We start from the raw sequence: 15,862 nt of genomic DNA on the forward strand, positions 1-15,862 counted from the left end.
TCTTTCAGGTTTACGGTCAAATTAGTCATTAGTACCCCTACGGGTACTGTCAAACCCCCGATAAACCAAGCAAAATAGATGTATCAGCCAATTAGCTAAAACAACAAATAGCAATACACAAACGATACATGCAAATGGAACGTATTCAGGAAATTCCTACCTTTAAAATTAATGGTTTTGCTGCTCTGGTAGGGATTATTGCGATCGCTAGTTTTGGTGTGTGGTTAGGTAAAGGTCTAGTCGGCTTTTCCAATATCAACGACTTATTTCTCTATACCAACAACTTATTTGGTATTGGTCTAGTGATCGTAGCCTTGGTTGCCCTAAAAGGCTTTCTGACTGTGCAGCCTAACCAAGCCCGAGTGCTAGTGTTTTTAGGTAACTACGTTGGCAGTGTCCGTACCTCTGGCTTTTGGTGGGTTAACCCTTTCGCCTCGAAGCAACTGGTTTCTCTACGAGTGCGTAATTTCAACAGCGATAAGCTGAAGGTAAATGACGCCAAAGGCAACCCCATTGAGATTGCTGCGGTAGTTGTCTGGCGAGTTGTAGACTCAGCCAAAGCCACCTTTGACGTGAATTCCTATGTAGATTTTGTGGCCATCCAAAGCGAGACTGCTATCCGTGGTTTAGCTAGTCGCTATCCCTACGATACTAATCAAGAAAACCTAGCCTCACTCAGAGGCAGCCCCGAAGAGATTGCAGCAGCTCTCAAGGAAGAGTTACAGGCTCGCTTAGAGGTGTCAGGTGTCGAGGTGATTGATAGTCGTATTTCCTATTTAGCCTACGCTCCAGAAATTGCCCAAGTCATGCTAAGGCGTCAGCAAGCACAAGCTATAATAGCAGCTCGTCAAGAAATTATCGAAGGTGCCTTGAGCATGGTGGAAATGTCGATCAAGCGGCTGAACGATCACCAAATTCTTGAGCTAGACCAGGAAACAAAAGCAGCAATGATTAACAATTTGCTAGTGGTTTTGACGGCTGAGCAAAATATACAACCTGTTGTCAATACTGGTAGTCTTAAACTGTAAGCATTCAGCTATCAGCTATCAGCTATCAGCTATCAGCTATCAGCTATCAGCTATTAGCTTATGTGCTAAGCACACGCGTGCGCGTTCAGCTTTTGAATAAAATAAGCTGACGACTGACCGCTGACCGCTGACCGCTGACCGCTGACGACTGACCGCTGACCGCTGACCGCTGACGACTGACCGCTGACCGCTGACCGCTGATCGCTGACCACTAAAGGTAAAGCTGTTACTTGACCATAACTTTCGGGAATTCTATCAATAGAAACTCTAATAGTTTTCAGCTTCATCAGGTAATCAAACTATGGATTTGGAACAGATTTCCCGAAAAAGCCTCTTTGGTCAGCTTTTACGTTTGCCCTTAAGGCTAATTCCTCCTGAGATGACAATGCCGATCTGGCTAGGTAAGCTCGCCGGTAAAAAATGGATAGTTGGTGCTGGCAGAAACGGCTGTTGGTTAGGGACTTATGAGTATGACAACCAACGGGTGCTTGAGAAAACTCTGAAATTAGGAAACACTGTATTTGATATTGGAGCTCACGCTGGTTTCTTTACACTATTGACTTCGGTGCTAGTTGGTGATAATGGAAAAGTTTTTGCCTTTGAGCCCCTACCCCAAAACCTTGGTTACTTAAGAAAACATCTGTCTATCAACAGCATTACCAATGCCACAGTTATGGCAGCAGCGCTTTCAGACCGCTCTGGTATGGCATCCTTTAGAGAAACCTCTGGCAGCTATCAGGGGGGTATTTCTTCTCAAGGAACACTTCAAGTCAAGATGGTTAGTTTAGATGAACTGATTGCCAGTGGTGAAATTCCTGTGCCCGACTGCATCAAAATTGATGTGGAGGGCCATGAGAAGTTCGTTCTACTTGGTGCCAAATCTCTGTTGGAAAGTGCTCATCCTACCATTTTCTTGTCTATCCATGGACGACCTGTCTATGAGCAATGTTGTCAGTTGTTAGAATCTTTAGGCTACAAGATTCAAGTCTTAGACAAACCCCATGGTGGAGAACTTCCAAAAAACCTTGATTTGATTGCTTCTTACCCTGGTTGACCGATTCACTGTAAGTACTAATATCATGCTCGGTTGAATACCCATAATTAGAGGGAGGGTGGGGAGATGGGGAGATGGGGAGATGGGGAGATGGGGAGATGGGGAGATTTTTATTAAGCGATGCAGCGCGGTCTTGGGGAGCCAGTGCGGTCTTGGGGGTTCCCCCCATGAGCAACTGGCGTGGTTTCCCCCACTCGCGCTTTGCATCAAGACAGGGTAATTATCCCGACATGATATAAGCTTTCAGATCGAGCCCGGTTGAAACCTATATCTAGCGTTTCTCATAGCTATTAGTTAGGTACACAGGATTTTTTCCCTATTCCCTGTTCCCTATTCCCTATTCCCTATTTCCTATTCCCGATTCCCGATTCCCTATTTTAAATTGCACTATGACCCAAAGCCAAACCAGCAACCAGCATCCCTAGTACCAAAAACGGTTGCGCACTAGCCTGGTATTTGACATCATTTTTCAGGGGGTCACGGAGAAAGTACATATCCTGGAAGGTGATTTGGGGTATGATTAATAGGATGAGAATAGCAGCGTAGAGCTTCTGATCAATGCTGATTAAATAACCAGCAATCCCTGCTTGAAAGACATCAATCATCAGCACACAAATCCAAGCTGCTGTGGTAACACCAAACATGACTGGTAGGGATTTTAAGCCCAATTCGCGATCGCCTTCCACACTCTTGAAATCATTGACTACTGCAATACCTAACCCTGCCAGGGAGTAGAACAGGGTCAGAATCATAATAGTTCCGTTAAGATGACCAAATAAGCCATGACCTGCCCACCAGGGAAGGGCGATATAGCTGGCACCGAGAGCATAGTTTCCCAGCCAACCATTTTTTTTCAGTTTCAGGGGTGGGGCAGAATAGATATAGGCTAGAAAGGCACCACCTAGGGTAAGACAGGTGAGTGTGGGAAATTCATGACCCGCCCAAACATCGAGTCCGTAGCTAAGAGCGATACCTGCTAGGAGTAGCACCACAATCTGGGTGATCACCTGGGGGATAGAGATGGCTCCCGATGGGATCGGACGGTAAGGTTCATTAATGGCGTCGATTTCGCGGTCATAGAAATCATTCAGGGTTTGGGTATACCCTGCCATCAACGGACCAGAAAGCAACATACAGGCGGCTGCCATCAGAAGGTCTTCGAGTGTCCAAGTGTAGCCACCGGAGGAAGCAGCACCACACACTACCCCCCACATCAGGGGTATCCAGGTAATTGGCTTCATCAACTGCAGGCGAATCTTCCATAGGTTGCTTTCACCAGGAGCTGCGCCTTTCATACCCAGTAGCTGACGGGTTTTGGCACTTTGTTCAGTTAGATTTTCTTCAGTCATAATGACTACCTAGAATGAAATTATCAAATAGCCATCTTGAAACTTAGCCCCTTTGACGGATTGACCACTAAGTTGTGGGGGAAGCAGGATATTATGCCGTTGATCCCCCGCTTCAACGGTGACTTCTGGACCGTATTGGGTGAGTTTCACCTGCTTTTTGTTAAAACCTGGTAAGAATAAACGAACGTTGCGACCAGGAATGTCGATAGTCATGGGTCTGGGTGCCTGGGATGCCTGTTTAAAATCTGGCAGGGCATCGATCAGGGATTGCCAATCTTCCCCTGGTGGGGAAGTGGGAAGAGTATTAACGACTAGAGGGGCAAATTCCGATTCTATTGCTGGGGTTACCGGGGTTTGGTTTACCACCACACCACCGACAGTAACACCCACTTGTTGGGCACTACCCCACAAATACTTGGCTGTGGCAATGGCTAGGGGGTCATCGGTAGTGACCAGATAGGATGCGACCCGATTGGGATCTGCGATCGCATTTTTTCCATCCTCCAACATATTGTTGGCCTGATTCGTTGATTCACCAGCCAAGTCCTCACTCGTCCATGACACATTTAGAATGGCGCTAGTGACTGGTTGGATAAAGGGGGAAATGGCTTTGCCCAGGTCAGAATCTGCCATGACTTGGCGAAATCTACGACTATACCAACTGATAATTTCTGGCATTCCCAACATTCTCAGGGTAGCTTGAGAGCAGGTGCCATCGTAGATGATCGCGTCATACTGACCGCTTTGGTAGTACTCCCGAAGGGCGTTGAGGGCTAAAGCATGATCCATCCCCGGTAAGATGCCCAGTTCTTGACCATAGACATTTTTTAGGGTAGGCGATCGCAAATATTGCTCCTCTAGCTTTTTGACATCTTCCCAGCTGCGTTCCAGTAGTACTGTAGTCATTAGCTGTACTACCCGGAGGTTAGGACTTATTTCCACCGGGTCAGACGTTGGGGATAGCCCCAGCAGGAGTCCAAAGCTAGGACTTGGGTCTTGTCCTACCAGTAGCACTCGTTGACCGAGGCTCGACAGCTGCTTAGCGGCAGCAATTGCCACAGTAGTGCGACCTGTGCCGCCTTTACCCAGAAATGTTAGAATCCGTGCCATAGTGCAAGTCTTTTGCCTCGGTGCGATCGCGTTTATTACAATCTAGTCTACGACTTTCAATTCATCCTCAAAGAACCAGGTAGAGCTGTTGTCCTCAAATTTCACTGTCACGCCAACTCCACTGCCATCGGTCATTTTATAATCTGTGATCGTCCCTATTTGTCCCAGTTTACTTGCGATGTTGTTGCCTACTCGGTCTCTTAGACGAAACACTTTTACTTTTTGCCCAATTTTCATTGCTAATAGATCATACGATAAACCACCCCTCAGTTTACCGGAATCTGTCGCGATCACATCAGGGAAAACTGCCATAAGTTCCACTGCTGCCCCTGGGACTGATATCAACCCCGGTTTAATACCCATAATCTAGGGAAGTGTCGGAAGTGTGGGAGGTGTGGGAGGTGTGGGTAGTGTGGCGAGGGTGCCTGTGCTCCCTGCTCCCTGCTCCCTGTTCCCTGCTCCCTTTGCTATACAAGTTTTTTATCAATAATTTTCTCCAAATTATAACCATGTTATTTGATGAACCTTACTATATTGCGATTAATCAAGCCCGCTGGGCTGTAGCAGAAAACGTTCTCAATCAGCTTAAACTCAATCAGGGATTAAGTTTTACCACTTGCCTTGACGTGGGATGTGGTCCTGGTTGGTTTTCTAAAAAGCTGGTGAATTGGGGAGTAAATGTAATTGGTTTAGAGGGGAGACAAGAACTTGTTGAAGAGGCTAGTAAACGGGTACCTGAAGCTAAGTTTTATCAGGTTGATGTTGAATCTACCCCACAGATGTCTCAATTTGCTGGAGCAGACTTAGTGTTTTGTTTCGGCTTGCTCTATCACACAGAAAATCCCTTCAAAGTCATTCGTAATTTGCAGTTATTAACCAAAAAAATGTTATTTATTGAAAGTATGAATGTTCCTTTTGATGAACCAGTTACCTATCTAGTTGAAGAAGGCAAAAACGAAACTCAGGGCTTAACCTACCATGCCATGATTCCTAGCAGAAGTGGCTTGCTTAAAATGCTCCAAGTTTCAGGATTTCCTTATCTATACGACTATCAGGGTTATGTAGACCATGAAGATTTCTGGGAAACGGAGACCAAGCACCAAAGACGCCGAATATTTTTAGCATCTACAGTAGAGTTACAAGTCAGTGATTTAGTTCCCTCACCTGAGATTGTCACGCCAAAGTATAATTTTTTTAAACAGAAAAATAACAAGCGAGAGTTAGCCACCTAATTTATTGACTGGGCGTGGAGTGTGCCGGGATTTATCCCGGCTATCGTGTTTAAGGCAAAGTTCCAGTCCTTCCCAGAACTTCTAAGTACTCAGAAAGACTCAACCCAGAAGAGGCCGCCATCTTTTTAAGGTTGCCCCAGGCGGTCTTGGTTGCCATAATGCTGTAAGACTTTTTGCGTTCGCCATGGAAGCTTGGTCTACCGACTTTTCTTTTAGTTTTCTCTGACATTTGCTTGACATCGTAATTATATGGGTATATAATTAAAATAACACAGGAAAAGAGGTCGATAAATGTACGGTTGTCAGCAGCACTTGATAACTACTACCCCAGCAAACAGAGCAGTAATAGAGTTTATTTGTGGTGAAGCAAATAAATTGACCAATTGCGCGATTTATTACTGTCGCCAGATACTCTTTAAAACCGGGAAGTATGTCAAAAAGTTTGAGTTAGACAAAACTCTCAAGACCAATATCCATTTTAAAGCAATGAGATCCGCTTGCGCCCAACAAACGTTGCACGGAGTTATTGAATCATTCAAGTCTTATCAGGCGCTAGCAAAGTTGTATAAAAAGGGGCAGTTAACAGATAAGCCAAGAATCCCAAAGTACAGGAAGAAGGGAGGGATGGCGGTCGTCAGTTATCCAGCTAGGTGGATAAAACTGGTGGATGGACAACTTAAGTTCACACTAGGAAAACAGGTGAAAGCTTGGTTTGGAATTGACCACTTCCTGCTGCCAATGCCATCTAATCTTGATTTCAAATCAATCAAGGAATTTCGGTTTTTTCCTAGGAATGGCTGTTTTTACCTAGAATTTGTCTATAAGCAGCCAGATATTAAACCAGGCCAGAAATTAGGAAATGCACTAGGAATTGATCCAGGACTTAACAATTGGTTAACTTGCGTCTCCACTACCGGGAAGTCATTCATCATTGACGGCAAAAAAGTCAAATCCCAAAACCAGTGGTACAACAAGCAGGTGGGAAAAACAAAGAAAGGTAAGTCGCAAGATTACTGGGACGATCATTTGGCAGCTATTACTGAAAAGCGGAACCGCCAAATGCGCGATAACATCAACAAAGCAGCTAGATTCGTTATTAATTGGTGTCTAAGGCATCAAATTAGTACGATAGTATTTGGGTGGAATCAGCGAAATAAAGACAGAATCAGGATTGGCAATAAGAATAATCAAGAGTTTGTCCAAATCCCCACAGCAAGACTTAAAAATCGCATCCAACAACTATGCGGACAACACGGTATTAAGTTCGTCGAGACCGAGGAGAGTTACACCAGTAAAGCGAGCTTTTTAGATAATGATTTTCTACCTACGCTTGGTGCAAAACCCGAGGGGTGGAAGCCTTCTGGAAAGCGAGTAAGGCGTGGACTTTATCGGTCAGCTAATAACGAGTTAATCAACGCAGATTGTAACGGCGCATGTAATATTTTGCGCAAAGTAGTAACACAGCTAGATGTAAATCTAGCCAAGGTTAATAGGGCAGCTTTGAACCTGCCGCAACGGTACAGATTGGATTCTCTCTCTAGTCAGTATTGTAAGCGTCGTGAAGCGCGGTTTCAACCCGCGTAACGACATCCGCTTAGAATCCCTGCGCTTTTAAGCCGGGGAGAGTTCAAAATAACTAGACGAGTTTACGAATTAATGGATAGTCAGGAAGAGCATTTACCTAGCCATGAGTCCATAAATGAGTTGGAGAAGATGGAGATTTATCTTCAGGTATTCCACCATTTTCTGCCTCAGGCGATGGATTTTCCCAACTTGGCGGTACCCTACACCTTGTTTTTGCGATCGCTTCGAGAGAAACTCCATCCAGTAGGGGTCCGGGATATCCAAGCAGTGAATTTGCCATCAGGCTTGACATTCCACGTTGATGTCGGAGATCGACTGGGGTGCGACTTTTACTACGGCCATTACCAAGAATACTTTGATGCCCAACTCTTTTTAGGTCTGCTCGATGCCAATTCCATAGTGCTAGATGTAGGAGCAAACTTTGGTTACTACGCCGTCTCATCAGCTACCAAACTAACTCCCACTGGTTGTGTTCATGCCTTTGAACCTAACCCAGATGCCTACCAGCTTTTACAACAAAATGTAGAAGTTAACCACTTACAACAGTTAGTTTCTTGCCATGACTTATGCGTTGGTGCTGAAGATGGAGAAACAGACTTTTATATTACCCAGGAATCCGCATTTAGTGGTATGGATGATACTAAACGGTCTGCCTTGCGTGAAAAGATATCAATTCCAGTGCGTAGTCTAGACTCCATACTTTCGGAGTTGGGATTATCCCAGATAGATGCCATCAAGATAGATGTAGAAGGATACGAATTTGCCGTATTAAATGGTGCCATGGAAACCATCCAGCGCTCACCCAATCTAGTCATCATGATGGAAGTGAGTGCCAAAAATCTAAATGAGCACAGACGGGAAGCATTGATGTCCTCTCTTGTGAATCTTTACAATCAAAACCTCCGGGGCTGGATCGTAGATTCTAACCCAAGAGTACTAAAATCTATACCAACTCCAGAAGCAGCACTAACCTTAGGGAGTGCAACAAGCGCTAATTTATTCCTAATGGTTTCTGGCTCAGAGCGTGAACATCAATTGAGTAAAGTATATCATAATTTAGAGACACAGGAAGATAGTGATCAACTAAAAGAACCTGATATAGCTTTTCGATCTCGGTTGTAAAGATACTTCCAAAGGCCAAGAGGCAAAAGGCAAAAGGCAAAAGGCAAAAGGCAAAAGGCAAGAGGCAAGAGTTTACTGTGCTCTATATTTTTTATTTGATTTCAGAGATGATTATTAGCAAAATTTCAATATATTATATACCATACTCATGAAGTCCATTAAATAAAATTATGCTAAATAAATTTAATTGGAACAAAACAACTACTGCAATAGGCTTGATTCTTTCCGCTGTTGGTATTGTGGTCGGTCTTTTTGCATCAGAAATCAGATGCTTGATTCCAATTATTAACCAAACTTGTCCAAAAGGGCATTGCAAATCGTTATTCAAGGATAATCAAAGAATTGAAGCAAAATATAATCGTACAGACCTTAAACATTTAGAGTTGGGAGAAGTCGAAAATCTAGAGATAATAGAAAGAAATAACGATACATTGGTAACAGGTATAGTGTATCTTCTTGATCATCCATATCCTGGAAACAAGAACCTAGAAAAAATATCAGTAACAAGTGGTCAATATCCTCATAAGTTTTCCAACCCTGTAAGATTTAAAATAAACTATAATAAAGACGATCAATTTGTTTTAGATTGGAATGATGTTTCAGGCACAAAATTAGTGGGTAATGGGCAATGTCAAAATGCTAAAATAGCAACAGGAAGGCTGACATACCCCGACGGGAAGCATGCTTACAATGTAATGTTTGAACGTATTCAACAATAAAACTCTGGAAATTAGAAAACGTGTCCTTGATTTACGGGTGCATCAAGACAAGGATTAGTATATATACCCGGTGGTGCGTTACGGGACGGGCTGTGCCAACCCTGGCGCTAGAGCTGAAAATGAGGGTGAGCCCGTCCCTAACGCACCCTACGGAACTGTTCACAACTCAAAAGTCACCATGGATATTCTCTACGACCATCAAATGTTTGCCATCCAGAAATTTGGTGGTATATCCCGAATTTTTATTGAGTTAATGCGAGAGTTATCGCCAAACTCTGACTGCTCAATTCATTGGCATCGTGGTATCAAGACCGATGGGTATGATATTTCAGAGTATCGCGATCAACTCACCGGATATTGGGTGATGCCAAAATTGCCCTTTCCAAGAGGTAAGGTCATTAATGACACTATCAATAAACTATCCTTTCAATGGTTTGTCCGTAAATTTGGTAGACAGTATGATATCTATCATCCTACCTACTATGATGCTGACTTAGTCGAGATTGTTAAACCTAAGAAACTTGTGATCACGATCCATGATATGATTCCCGAAAAATTTTTATCAGGACAACCTAAGTTTCAGCCATTAATTAAAAATAAGCAGCAGCTAGTTAAACAAGCCGATTTAATTTTTGTAGCTTCCGAAAATAGCCGAAATGATTTAGTAGAATTATTGGGAATTAATCCAGAAAAAACTAAAGTAACCTATTGGGCAAGTCGAATTCAAGACGCTAACGAATGTGAATTACCAAAGAATTGCCGTAGTCAGCCTTACTTCCTTTATGTGGGAACTCGTTCAAAATATAAAAATTTTGAAATAGTCCTCAAAGCGTTTGCTGCTAGTCCTAAATTACGGGATAATTTCAAATTAGTCTGTTTTGGGGGTTCCTGTGATTTTTTGGAATCAGAATTAAGGGTTATGGAAGAGCATAATATGCGGCAAAATTTCATCTATCTTAGGGGTGATGATGCCCTACTAAAAACCCTATATTGTAATGCCCAAGCCCTAATTTATACCAGCCGCTATGAAGGATTTGGTTTACCGCCCCTAGAGGCAATGGAATGCCAATGTCCAGTTATCTGCTGCTTAACTTCTTCCTTGCCTGAGGTAGTAGGAGATGCAGCTAGTTTATTTGAGCCAGATTCTGTGGATGGACTAGTTAACGCTATGGAGATAGTTGTAGAAGACTCAGAACACCGGGCATCTATGATTGAGAAAGGACGGCAACGTGCTAAGCTTTTCACGTGGCAAAAGACTGCTCAACTGACTTGGGATGGCTATCGTTCAATGAGCTGATGAATCCCCAAGATAAGTTTGGAAAATATCGCTCTTATAGGTAAATTTTTATTACAAAATGAAACATTTTTGGTGCTAACCTTTTAACATCTTCATAATTAATACCGTTTATAGGGTGTTTTTATCAATGGTTATTGAGGGTGATGAAAAATAAATTAATCAATTACCAGATTTCTAACATTTGCTTGTTACTACTATCTCTGTTCTGTGTAGCATTAAACTCATCTTTGGGTCGGCCAATTTGGATTGATGAGTTTTTACATTTTGCTTTCGGTAGCTATGAGACAACCGCTGAAGCTTGGAACGCTATCAGTCGGTCTATTACAACGATTAATCATGGACAAACAGGCATTTATATGCTTATTGACCACTGGTTGATGCAGCTCTTTGGTGCTAACATCTTTTGGCTAAGATTTCCCAGTATTTTCTCTGGCTTGGTCTTGTTTTTAGCAGCAATTTATCTTTTCCGTCTTTGGGGCATGCCCTTTTTCTGGCAAGTTATTGGTATTCTTGCTCTTTTTTCTCAAACTCAGCTAATGTATTTTGTGGGTGAAGCCCGCCCTTATATGCCTTTAGTAACTGCTACCGTTTGTACATTGGCCTATTACAGTACCCCTTTGCCCCAAAGAACCCGTCCGATTTTGACATTTTTTGGATTATTTTCTATTTTAATGGGGGTACTATTCCATCCTTACTTTTCTGTTTATTGGTTGGCAATTATTGTATTTACCTACTTGCAAAAATTGATTCAAACGGGCGAAAAAATTTCAATTAACTCTGTCATTCAACATACTAATATTCCTCTTTCTGTCCTGGGCACAATAGTCTATTTTACTTTAGGCTTATTAACTTGGTTACGAGGGCGACCAGAGTTTAAATTCGATCCTTTTTATTGGATCAAAAAGGATGAGTTACTCACAACTTTTATAGACTTGAGTCATTTTGAATTCTTACAAAAATTTTTAGAGCCCTTGCTGATTACCATTTTCGTGATTTTTTCAATTATTATAGTTTTTCCAAAACTTAGGAAAGTTTATCTTAAAGACCTGATCAGTCCTGCTTTTTTAATAATTATAGCCTTGGGAATATCTATATTTTTATCTTATGTCTCTTTTCGGAGTGACTATTGGATTCTAACAAGACAATGGGTAGCTTCAATCTCACTTGTTCCTTTGGGTTTTGTTTGCCTTGCGTATAGAATCTCAAGAATTTTTTCTAAAATTCATATAATTATAGCTTTTTCATGGATAATGCTTTGTTTTACTCCTATAGTTCTTCAATTTAATAAAGTAGCTATTTCTAATTCTCAAGCTCTTAGAGAAAGGTTGGCTCAACTTTCGGTAATCTCAAAAGAAGATCAAGATTATTTTGAGTATTTAGAGTCTCTAGAATATTTTGAAACCCCTAAAAATTTACAAAATCAAAATGTTGATGATTCTAACCAGTATTGGGTGTCTTTAGCTAATAAAAACATTCAACAAGGTGGTAGAGTTTGGAAAGGTTTTAGAGGTTTTTATGGCCATCCTAAATAAATTAGTAATAGGGTTAATTTTATTTATAGTCAAAATTAACCTTTATCAATTTTATCAGGATATTTTTTTACCTATTAGCAGAATTGATTTTCCTAATCTATATCTGAAGATAGGATCTAAGGTTCTAGAGATAGGAACCATTAAGCTATCCCATACTTGTATTTGTTTTAAAGTTGGTTGACTTTGCTTAAGGATTAGTTTATTAGCTAGACTAGCTAGTAAACCCACACTATCTAAATAGAGACATTTAACAATCTTTAGATTATCTGGTATTATTGCTTTAAGACTGGATTTACTATAGCGACGATAGTGACCAATAGCTGCATCGAAGGGAGTAAACAATCTTTGATGAGCCGGACCTAAAATAACTAAATTTCCATTAGCTTTTAGATGTTGAGACACTTTGATGACTTCTTGATTATCATTGTGGATATGTTCTAAAACATCAAGGTATAAAATTGAATCAAAGAATTGCTCATTAGTCAAACTATCAATAGTTCCATTGCGGGCATAACAGTTGATGATACCATTTAAATCAATCGATTGTTCTAGAGCATGGAAAAGCTGATTGTCTGGCTCTAGGCACAACCACTGACTATATGGGGAGCGACAGAGTAAACGGGTGTTGCTTCCTATCCCTGCCCCAACTTCTAAGACATCACCTTTGATATATTTCGTTAATAAGACTCTTATATAGTTTTTCCAATTCTTGGCTTGAGCAAATAGCTCTAACTCTGTCCCAACATAGGTAAACTGGCTCATGGTTTTAAAGGAAAGAAATCATCAACGTAATATTTATAATCGCGAACTGGAATCAAGTTGGACTGATTGCGCGTTGACAGGATTATCAGACTGAAAACAGTTCCGATTAAGACAAGTTGGAACATAGATAGGACTAATAAACCCGACACGTAGGTAGCCCAGCCTGGTATCCCCCAATCGGTAAAGACTCTAATCAGCAAAACTAAGCCTAAGAGCAACAATAAAATAACTAACAAAACTACAACACTTAATAAGATTCTCGTCCCAACAATATCTCCGTACACTGCAATAGAACTCAAGCCATGTGTCACCAGGGACACTAAGTTCATCTTGGGTTGTCCAGCTAGTCGCTTCGCCCGGGGCACATCTACTTCAAGATAGGGAATTCGAGAGCGATAAATGCCTGATGAGTAATGATTCCAAATTTCTGAAATCACTACGACGTTCTTCAATAAATAAGCAGGTAATAAACTGAAATTACCGACGCTAATTTCTTTCCCTATAAGCAGGAGATAAAGCTTTTTGTAAATGAAATAGAAAAACTTAAATGTGTAGCTTTCAGAGCGCTTACTGCGCTTAGCAAAAATTATTTTATTGTTACCTGTCTTGTCCGAGACATTCAGGAGGTGCTCTATCGCAAAGGGATTATCTTCCCCATCACCGTCCATCACCACAACCCAGTCGCAGTCTGAGTGGCTATATACATAGGACAAGCCAACCGCTATCGCTCTCTGGTGACCAAGGTTGCGGCGAAGTCGAAGGATGTTAACTGCTCGAATCTGGCGATGTTCTTGATGAGTCAGTGAATCTGGGATGGGCATAGTTGAATAGTCATCAACAATAACAACTTCTAAATTGGTGCCTTGAGGAATAATAATCTCATCAATAAGCAGCAGTAGCTTTTCCAGAGCTTCCCAGTCATTAAATGAAGGAATGACAATGACTAGATTTCTCCTATCAGTCAAGTCAGTAATTAGAGACTGATTTAGAGACTGTTTTGGCGGTGAGAGCTTTGAGAGTCCCATTTATTTCCTCTCAGACGATGAAAAACTAATAAGTTAGAGTACATGTTTTCCTGCAAAAAGTCTACCCATCACTTCAGTACAGGACAAAAAGGTTGAAAAGAAGAGCAGGATGGGGTTTCATCCGAATTTAGAAGAGTGATATCAAAACCCATAAACCAATAAGGGCGAATTGAAGAAAGCTCTCCAAGCCCATTTGGGATGCTACGGAGCGAGAGTTTCGTTTCTAGCCAAGTTCAATCTGCCATTGCTGAAAGTAAACATAGTGAACCTGAGTGAACTCGGATTGTAATTTGACTCAGGCTATGCCTGAGTCAAATTACAAACGACTGCAACAATTTTTTCGACGTTAATTATTGAAAATTTTATTGGTTATCTATAGGGAGACCAACCAACCCTTTAAATTTAAACCAGAGCGATCGCAATTTCCAAAACTTACTGGTCTTCATGGCCGCTACTTCCAGTTTGGTGTGGTGTAATTCGTATTGAGTTTGTTGCAGTTCTGTATTTTTACTCTCTTGAAGTTGTTGGGATTGAATGAGCTCTAATTGGGTGTTTTCTAATTGGTATTGAGTTTGTTGTAATTGGTCTTGAGTTTGTTGTAATTGGTCTTGAGTTTGTTGTAATTGGTCTTGAGTTTGTTGTAATTGGTCTTGAGTTTGTTTAAGTTTAGTTTTAACTAGCTCTACTTGGGCGTTTTGTAATTGGTATTGAGTTTGTTGTAATTGGTATTGAGTTTGTTGAAGCTTAGTTTGAGTTTCTTGCAATTCTAGGCTTCCGCTCTCTTGAAGCTGTTGTGATTGAACTAGCAATGTCCGCAATTCATGAAGTTCTTGTAACTCCTCCGAGAGTTCTTGAGCAGTTTTCACTCGACCACAGGCAAGGGTCGTTGAGTACTCGTGGTCTGTAAGACGAAATTTTACAATATCATGCCATACATAGTCGGATCCAGGCCAAGTCTCAACAACATCATGAAAAGCCATCCATCCCCCAACTTTCATAAGGGGTAATAATAACCCAAAATCCGTAAGCACATCTACGTATTCATGAGAACCATCAATAAATACGAAGTCAATCGTCTTGTCTCCAGTTAATTCACCCCAACGCTTCAGAATTTCTAAAGAATATCCCTGAAAAGATTTGATATAGGAAGCCAGTTGGTATTTATCAATGTTTTCTTTCCAGACCTCAAAGGCAGTCTTTTCTGGTATATCGTGACATTGCCCTATCCATGGATCAATACAGTATATCTTTCGATTAGTCCCCACACAGGCAAACGCCATAGCTGCCGTAGATCTTCCTTTATAAGACCCAACTTCAACAATAAGAGCATCCTCAGGGAGGGACTTAACTTTATTGAATAAAAACTCTTCTTGACCAGGAACTAGGAAACCATCAATGGTTTCCACAGCTTCTTTCACCGTCTCGTAACTGTTGAATGGTTCCTTAGCACTGACAACTTGATTAAGCACCGTATCAACCATGATTACACTCCTGTTTTAGCTGATTTTAATTATTGAAAATTTTATTGGTTATCTGTCGGTAAACCAACAAACCCTTTAAATTTGAACCAGAGCGATCGCATTTTCCAAAACTTACTGGTCTTCATGGCCGCAATTTCTACATTAATTACCTTCAACTTAGCCTCAGCTTCGTTCAGTTGGTTCTGAATCTGCTGTAATTGATTTTGCTGAAAATGCTCAATTTTTTCCTGTGACTGTGCCAATTGTGACTGAGTATGCTGGAGGTGTGAATGTATTTGGGTTAATTGTGATTGAGTATGTTGTAGGTCTGAGTGTACTTGCGTTAATTGTGACTGAGTATGTTGAATTTCTGAGTAAGCGTGTACTAACTGTGACTGAGTATCCTGAACTTCTGAGTTTGATTGATTTAATTGTGACTGAGTATGTTGAAGGTCTGAGTGAGCTTGGGTTAATTGTGACTGAGTCACAATTAACGCAAGTACACTCAGACCTACAACATACTCAATCACAATTAACCCAAATACATTCACACTTCCAGCATACTCAGTCACAATTGGCACAGTAACA

At 41.3% G+C, this 15,862-nt stretch carries 17 protein-coding genes and 2 pseudogenes; 10 read left to right on the top strand and 9 right to left on the bottom strand.

Annotation, left to right across the window (positions count from 1 at the left end):
* Positions 1-134: 134 nt before the first annotated feature.
* Complete coding sequence (locus F6J99_RS28335; RefSeq protein WP_293117666.1) at positions 135-1,028, top strand: SPFH domain-containing protein; 894 nt, start codon at positions 135-137, stop codon at positions 1,026-1,028.
* Positions 1,029-1,093: 65 nt separating this feature from the next.
* On the opposite strand, the gene F6J99_RS28340 is transcribed toward F6J99_RS28335, so the two are convergent.
* Positions 1,094-1,315 carry a hypothetical protein gene (locus tag F6J99_RS28340; RefSeq protein ID WP_293117669.1) on the bottom strand — a complete coding sequence of 74 codons (222 nt, stop codon included), beginning with the start codon at positions 1,313-1,315 and terminating at the stop codon, positions 1,094-1,096.
* Between the two features lie 14 nt (positions 1,316-1,329).
* On the opposite strand from F6J99_RS28340, the gene F6J99_RS28345 reads away from it, so the two are divergent.
* Positions 1,330-2,082, top strand: a complete 753-nt coding sequence (locus F6J99_RS28345) for an FkbM family methyltransferase (RefSeq protein WP_293117671.1) — start codon at positions 1,330-1,332, stop codon at positions 2,080-2,082.
* 74 nt (positions 2,083-2,156) lie between these two features.
* Positions 2,157-2,321 (top strand): hypothetical protein, encoded by a 165-nt coding sequence (locus F6J99_RS28350; protein WP_293117673.1) that lies wholly within the window; start codon positions 2,157-2,159, stop codon positions 2,319-2,321.
* A 138-nt stretch (positions 2,322-2,459) separates the two neighbouring features.
* Here the strand turns inward: F6J99_RS28350 and chlG are convergent, their stop codons facing one another.
* Genes chlG through F6J99_RS45730 form a run of 3 tightly spaced genes read right to left on the bottom strand, consistent with a single transcriptional unit; the run spans position 2,460 to position 4,904 of the window.
* Entirely contained in the window at positions 2,460-3,431 is a 972-nt protein-coding gene (gene chlG, locus F6J99_RS28355; protein ID WP_293117676.1) for a chlorophyll synthase ChlG, read from the bottom strand.
* Positions 3,432-3,440: 9 nt separating this feature from the next.
* Positions 3,441-4,541, bottom strand: a complete 1,101-nt coding sequence (locus tag F6J99_RS28360) for an ArsA family ATPase (protein WP_293117679.1) — start codon at positions 4,539-4,541, stop codon at positions 3,441-3,443.
* 42 nt (positions 4,542-4,583) lie between these two features.
* The gene (locus tag F6J99_RS45730; RefSeq protein ID WP_365974360.1) at positions 4,584-4,904 is read right to left on the bottom strand and encodes a DUF2862 domain-containing protein; all 321 of its coding nucleotides are present in this window, start codon (positions 4,902-4,904) and stop codon (positions 4,584-4,586) included.
* Between the two features lie 11 nt (positions 4,905-4,915).
* On the opposite strand from F6J99_RS45730, the gene F6J99_RS28370 reads away from it, so the two are divergent.
* A complete protein-coding gene (locus F6J99_RS28370) occupies positions 4,916-5,773 on the top strand; it encodes a class I SAM-dependent methyltransferase (protein WP_293117681.1) in 858 nt (285 codons plus the stop codon).
* 49 nt (positions 5,774-5,822) lie between these two features.
* Here F6J99_RS28370 and F6J99_RS28375 read toward each other — a convergent pair whose 3' ends face one another.
* Positions 5,823-6,002 (bottom strand): hypothetical protein, encoded by a 180-nt coding sequence (locus tag F6J99_RS28375; RefSeq protein ID WP_293117684.1) that lies wholly within the window; start codon positions 6,000-6,002, stop codon positions 5,823-5,825.
* A 62-nt stretch (positions 6,003-6,064) separates the two neighbouring features.
* Between F6J99_RS28375 and F6J99_RS28380 the strand changes: the two genes are divergently transcribed.
* The 5 genes from F6J99_RS28380 to F6J99_RS28400 all read left to right on the top strand — a co-directional run bounded on the left by F6J99_RS28380 (position 6,065) and on the right by F6J99_RS28400 (position 12,027).
* Positions 6,065-7,357 (top strand): transposase, encoded by a 1,293-nt coding sequence (locus tag F6J99_RS28380; protein WP_293117686.1) that lies wholly within the window; start codon positions 6,065-6,067, stop codon positions 7,355-7,357.
* A 72-nt stretch (positions 7,358-7,429) separates the two neighbouring features.
* Positions 7,430-8,479 (top strand): FkbM family methyltransferase, encoded by a 1,050-nt coding sequence (locus F6J99_RS28385; RefSeq protein ID WP_293117688.1) that lies wholly within the window; start codon positions 7,430-7,432, stop codon positions 8,477-8,479.
* A gap of 170 nt (positions 8,480-8,649) precedes the next feature.
* Positions 8,650-9,198, top strand: a complete 549-nt coding sequence (locus tag F6J99_RS28390; RefSeq protein ID WP_293117691.1) for a hypothetical protein — start codon at positions 8,650-8,652, stop codon at positions 9,196-9,198.
* Positions 9,199-9,376: 178 nt separating this feature from the next.
* Entirely contained in the window at positions 9,377-10,495 is a 1,119-nt protein-coding gene (locus F6J99_RS28395; protein WP_293117694.1) for a glycosyltransferase family 1 protein, read from the top strand.
* Positions 10,496-10,722: 227 nt separating this feature from the next.
* On the top strand, positions 10,723-12,027 hold the full coding sequence (locus F6J99_RS28400) for a hypothetical protein (RefSeq protein WP_293117697.1): 1,305 nt from the start codon (positions 10,723-10,725) through the stop codon (positions 12,025-12,027).
* Between the two features lie 54 nt (positions 12,028-12,081).
* Here F6J99_RS28400 and F6J99_RS28405 read toward each other — a convergent pair whose 3' ends face one another.
* Complete coding sequence (locus F6J99_RS28405; protein WP_293117698.1) at positions 12,082-12,789, bottom strand: class I SAM-dependent methyltransferase; 708 nt, start codon at positions 12,787-12,789, stop codon at positions 12,082-12,084.
* Entirely contained in the window at positions 12,786-13,814 is a 1,029-nt protein-coding gene (locus F6J99_RS28410) for a glycosyltransferase (protein ID WP_293117700.1), read from the bottom strand. The genes F6J99_RS28405 and F6J99_RS28410 overlap by 4 nt, the downstream gene beginning before the upstream one ends.
* Positions 13,815-13,983: 169 nt before the next feature.
* On the opposite strand from F6J99_RS28410, the pseudogene F6J99_RS28415 reads away from it, so the two are divergent.
* A pseudogene (locus F6J99_RS28415) lies at positions 13,984-14,100 on the top strand (IS4 family transposase); the annotation flags it as partial.
* Between the two features lie 76 nt (positions 14,101-14,176).
* Here the strand turns inward: F6J99_RS28415 and F6J99_RS28420 are convergent.
* Together F6J99_RS28420 and F6J99_RS28425 are read right to left on the bottom strand one after the other, a co-directional pair.
* The gene (locus tag F6J99_RS28420) at positions 14,177-15,295 is read right to left on the bottom strand and encodes a class I SAM-dependent methyltransferase (RefSeq protein ID WP_293117702.1); all 1,119 of its coding nucleotides are present in this window, start codon (positions 15,293-15,295) and stop codon (positions 14,177-14,179) included.
* Positions 15,296-15,336: 41 nt separating this feature from the next.
* Positions 15,337-15,862: pseudogene (locus tag F6J99_RS28425) on the bottom strand (hypothetical protein); the annotation flags it as partial.

This window comes from Moorena sp. SIO4G3 (assembly GCF_010692305.1).
GTDB lineage: Bacteria > Cyanobacteriota > Cyanobacteriia > Cyanobacteriales > Coleofasciculaceae > Moorena > Moorena producens_A.

Excerpts from the sequence above, each read along its gene's own strand:
- F6J99_RS28335 (WP_293117666.1), top strand. The coding sequence starts at position 135 with ATGGAACGTATTCAGGAAATTCCTACCTTTAAAATTAATGGTTTTGCT.
- F6J99_RS28340 (WP_293117669.1), bottom strand. The coding sequence starts at position 1,315 with ATGAAGCTGAAAACTATTAGAGTTTCTATTGATAGAATTCCCGAAAGT.
- F6J99_RS28345 (WP_293117671.1), top strand. The coding sequence starts at position 1,330 with ATGGATTTGGAACAGATTTCCCGAAAAAGCCTCTTTGGTCAGCTTTTA.
- F6J99_RS28350 (WP_293117673.1), top strand. The coding sequence starts at position 2,157 with ATGGGGAGATGGGGAGATGGGGAGATGGGGAGATTTTTATTAAGCGAT.
- chlG (WP_293117676.1), bottom strand. The coding sequence starts at position 3,431 with ATGACTGAAGAAAATCTAACTGAACAAAGTGCCAAAACCCGTCAGCTA.
- F6J99_RS28360 (WP_293117679.1), bottom strand. The coding sequence starts at position 4,541 with ATGGCACGGATTCTAACATTTCTGGGTAAAGGCGGCACAGGTCGCACT.
- F6J99_RS45730 (WP_365974360.1), bottom strand. The coding sequence starts at position 4,904 with ATGGGTATTAAACCGGGGTTGATATCAGTCCCAGGGGCAGCAGTGGAA.
- F6J99_RS28375 (WP_293117684.1), bottom strand. The coding sequence starts at position 6,002 with ATGTCAGAGAAAACTAAAAGAAAAGTCGGTAGACCAAGCTTCCATGGC.
- F6J99_RS28380 (WP_293117686.1), top strand. The coding sequence starts at position 6,065 with ATGTACGGTTGTCAGCAGCACTTGATAACTACTACCCCAGCAAACAGA.
- F6J99_RS28385 (WP_293117688.1), top strand. The coding sequence starts at position 7,430 with ATGGATAGTCAGGAAGAGCATTTACCTAGCCATGAGTCCATAAATGAG.
- F6J99_RS28390 (WP_293117691.1), top strand. The coding sequence starts at position 8,650 with ATGCTAAATAAATTTAATTGGAACAAAACAACTACTGCAATAGGCTTG.
- F6J99_RS28395 (WP_293117694.1), top strand. The coding sequence starts at position 9,377 with ATGGATATTCTCTACGACCATCAAATGTTTGCCATCCAGAAATTTGGT.
- F6J99_RS28405 (WP_293117698.1), bottom strand. The coding sequence starts at position 12,789 with ATGAGCCAGTTTACCTATGTTGGGACAGAGTTAGAGCTATTTGCTCAA.
- F6J99_RS28410 (WP_293117700.1), bottom strand. The coding sequence starts at position 13,814 with ATGGGACTCTCAAAGCTCTCACCGCCAAAACAGTCTCTAAATCAGTCT.
- F6J99_RS28420 (WP_293117702.1), bottom strand. The coding sequence starts at position 15,295 with ATGGTTGATACGGTGCTTAATCAAGTTGTCAGTGCTAAGGAACCATTC.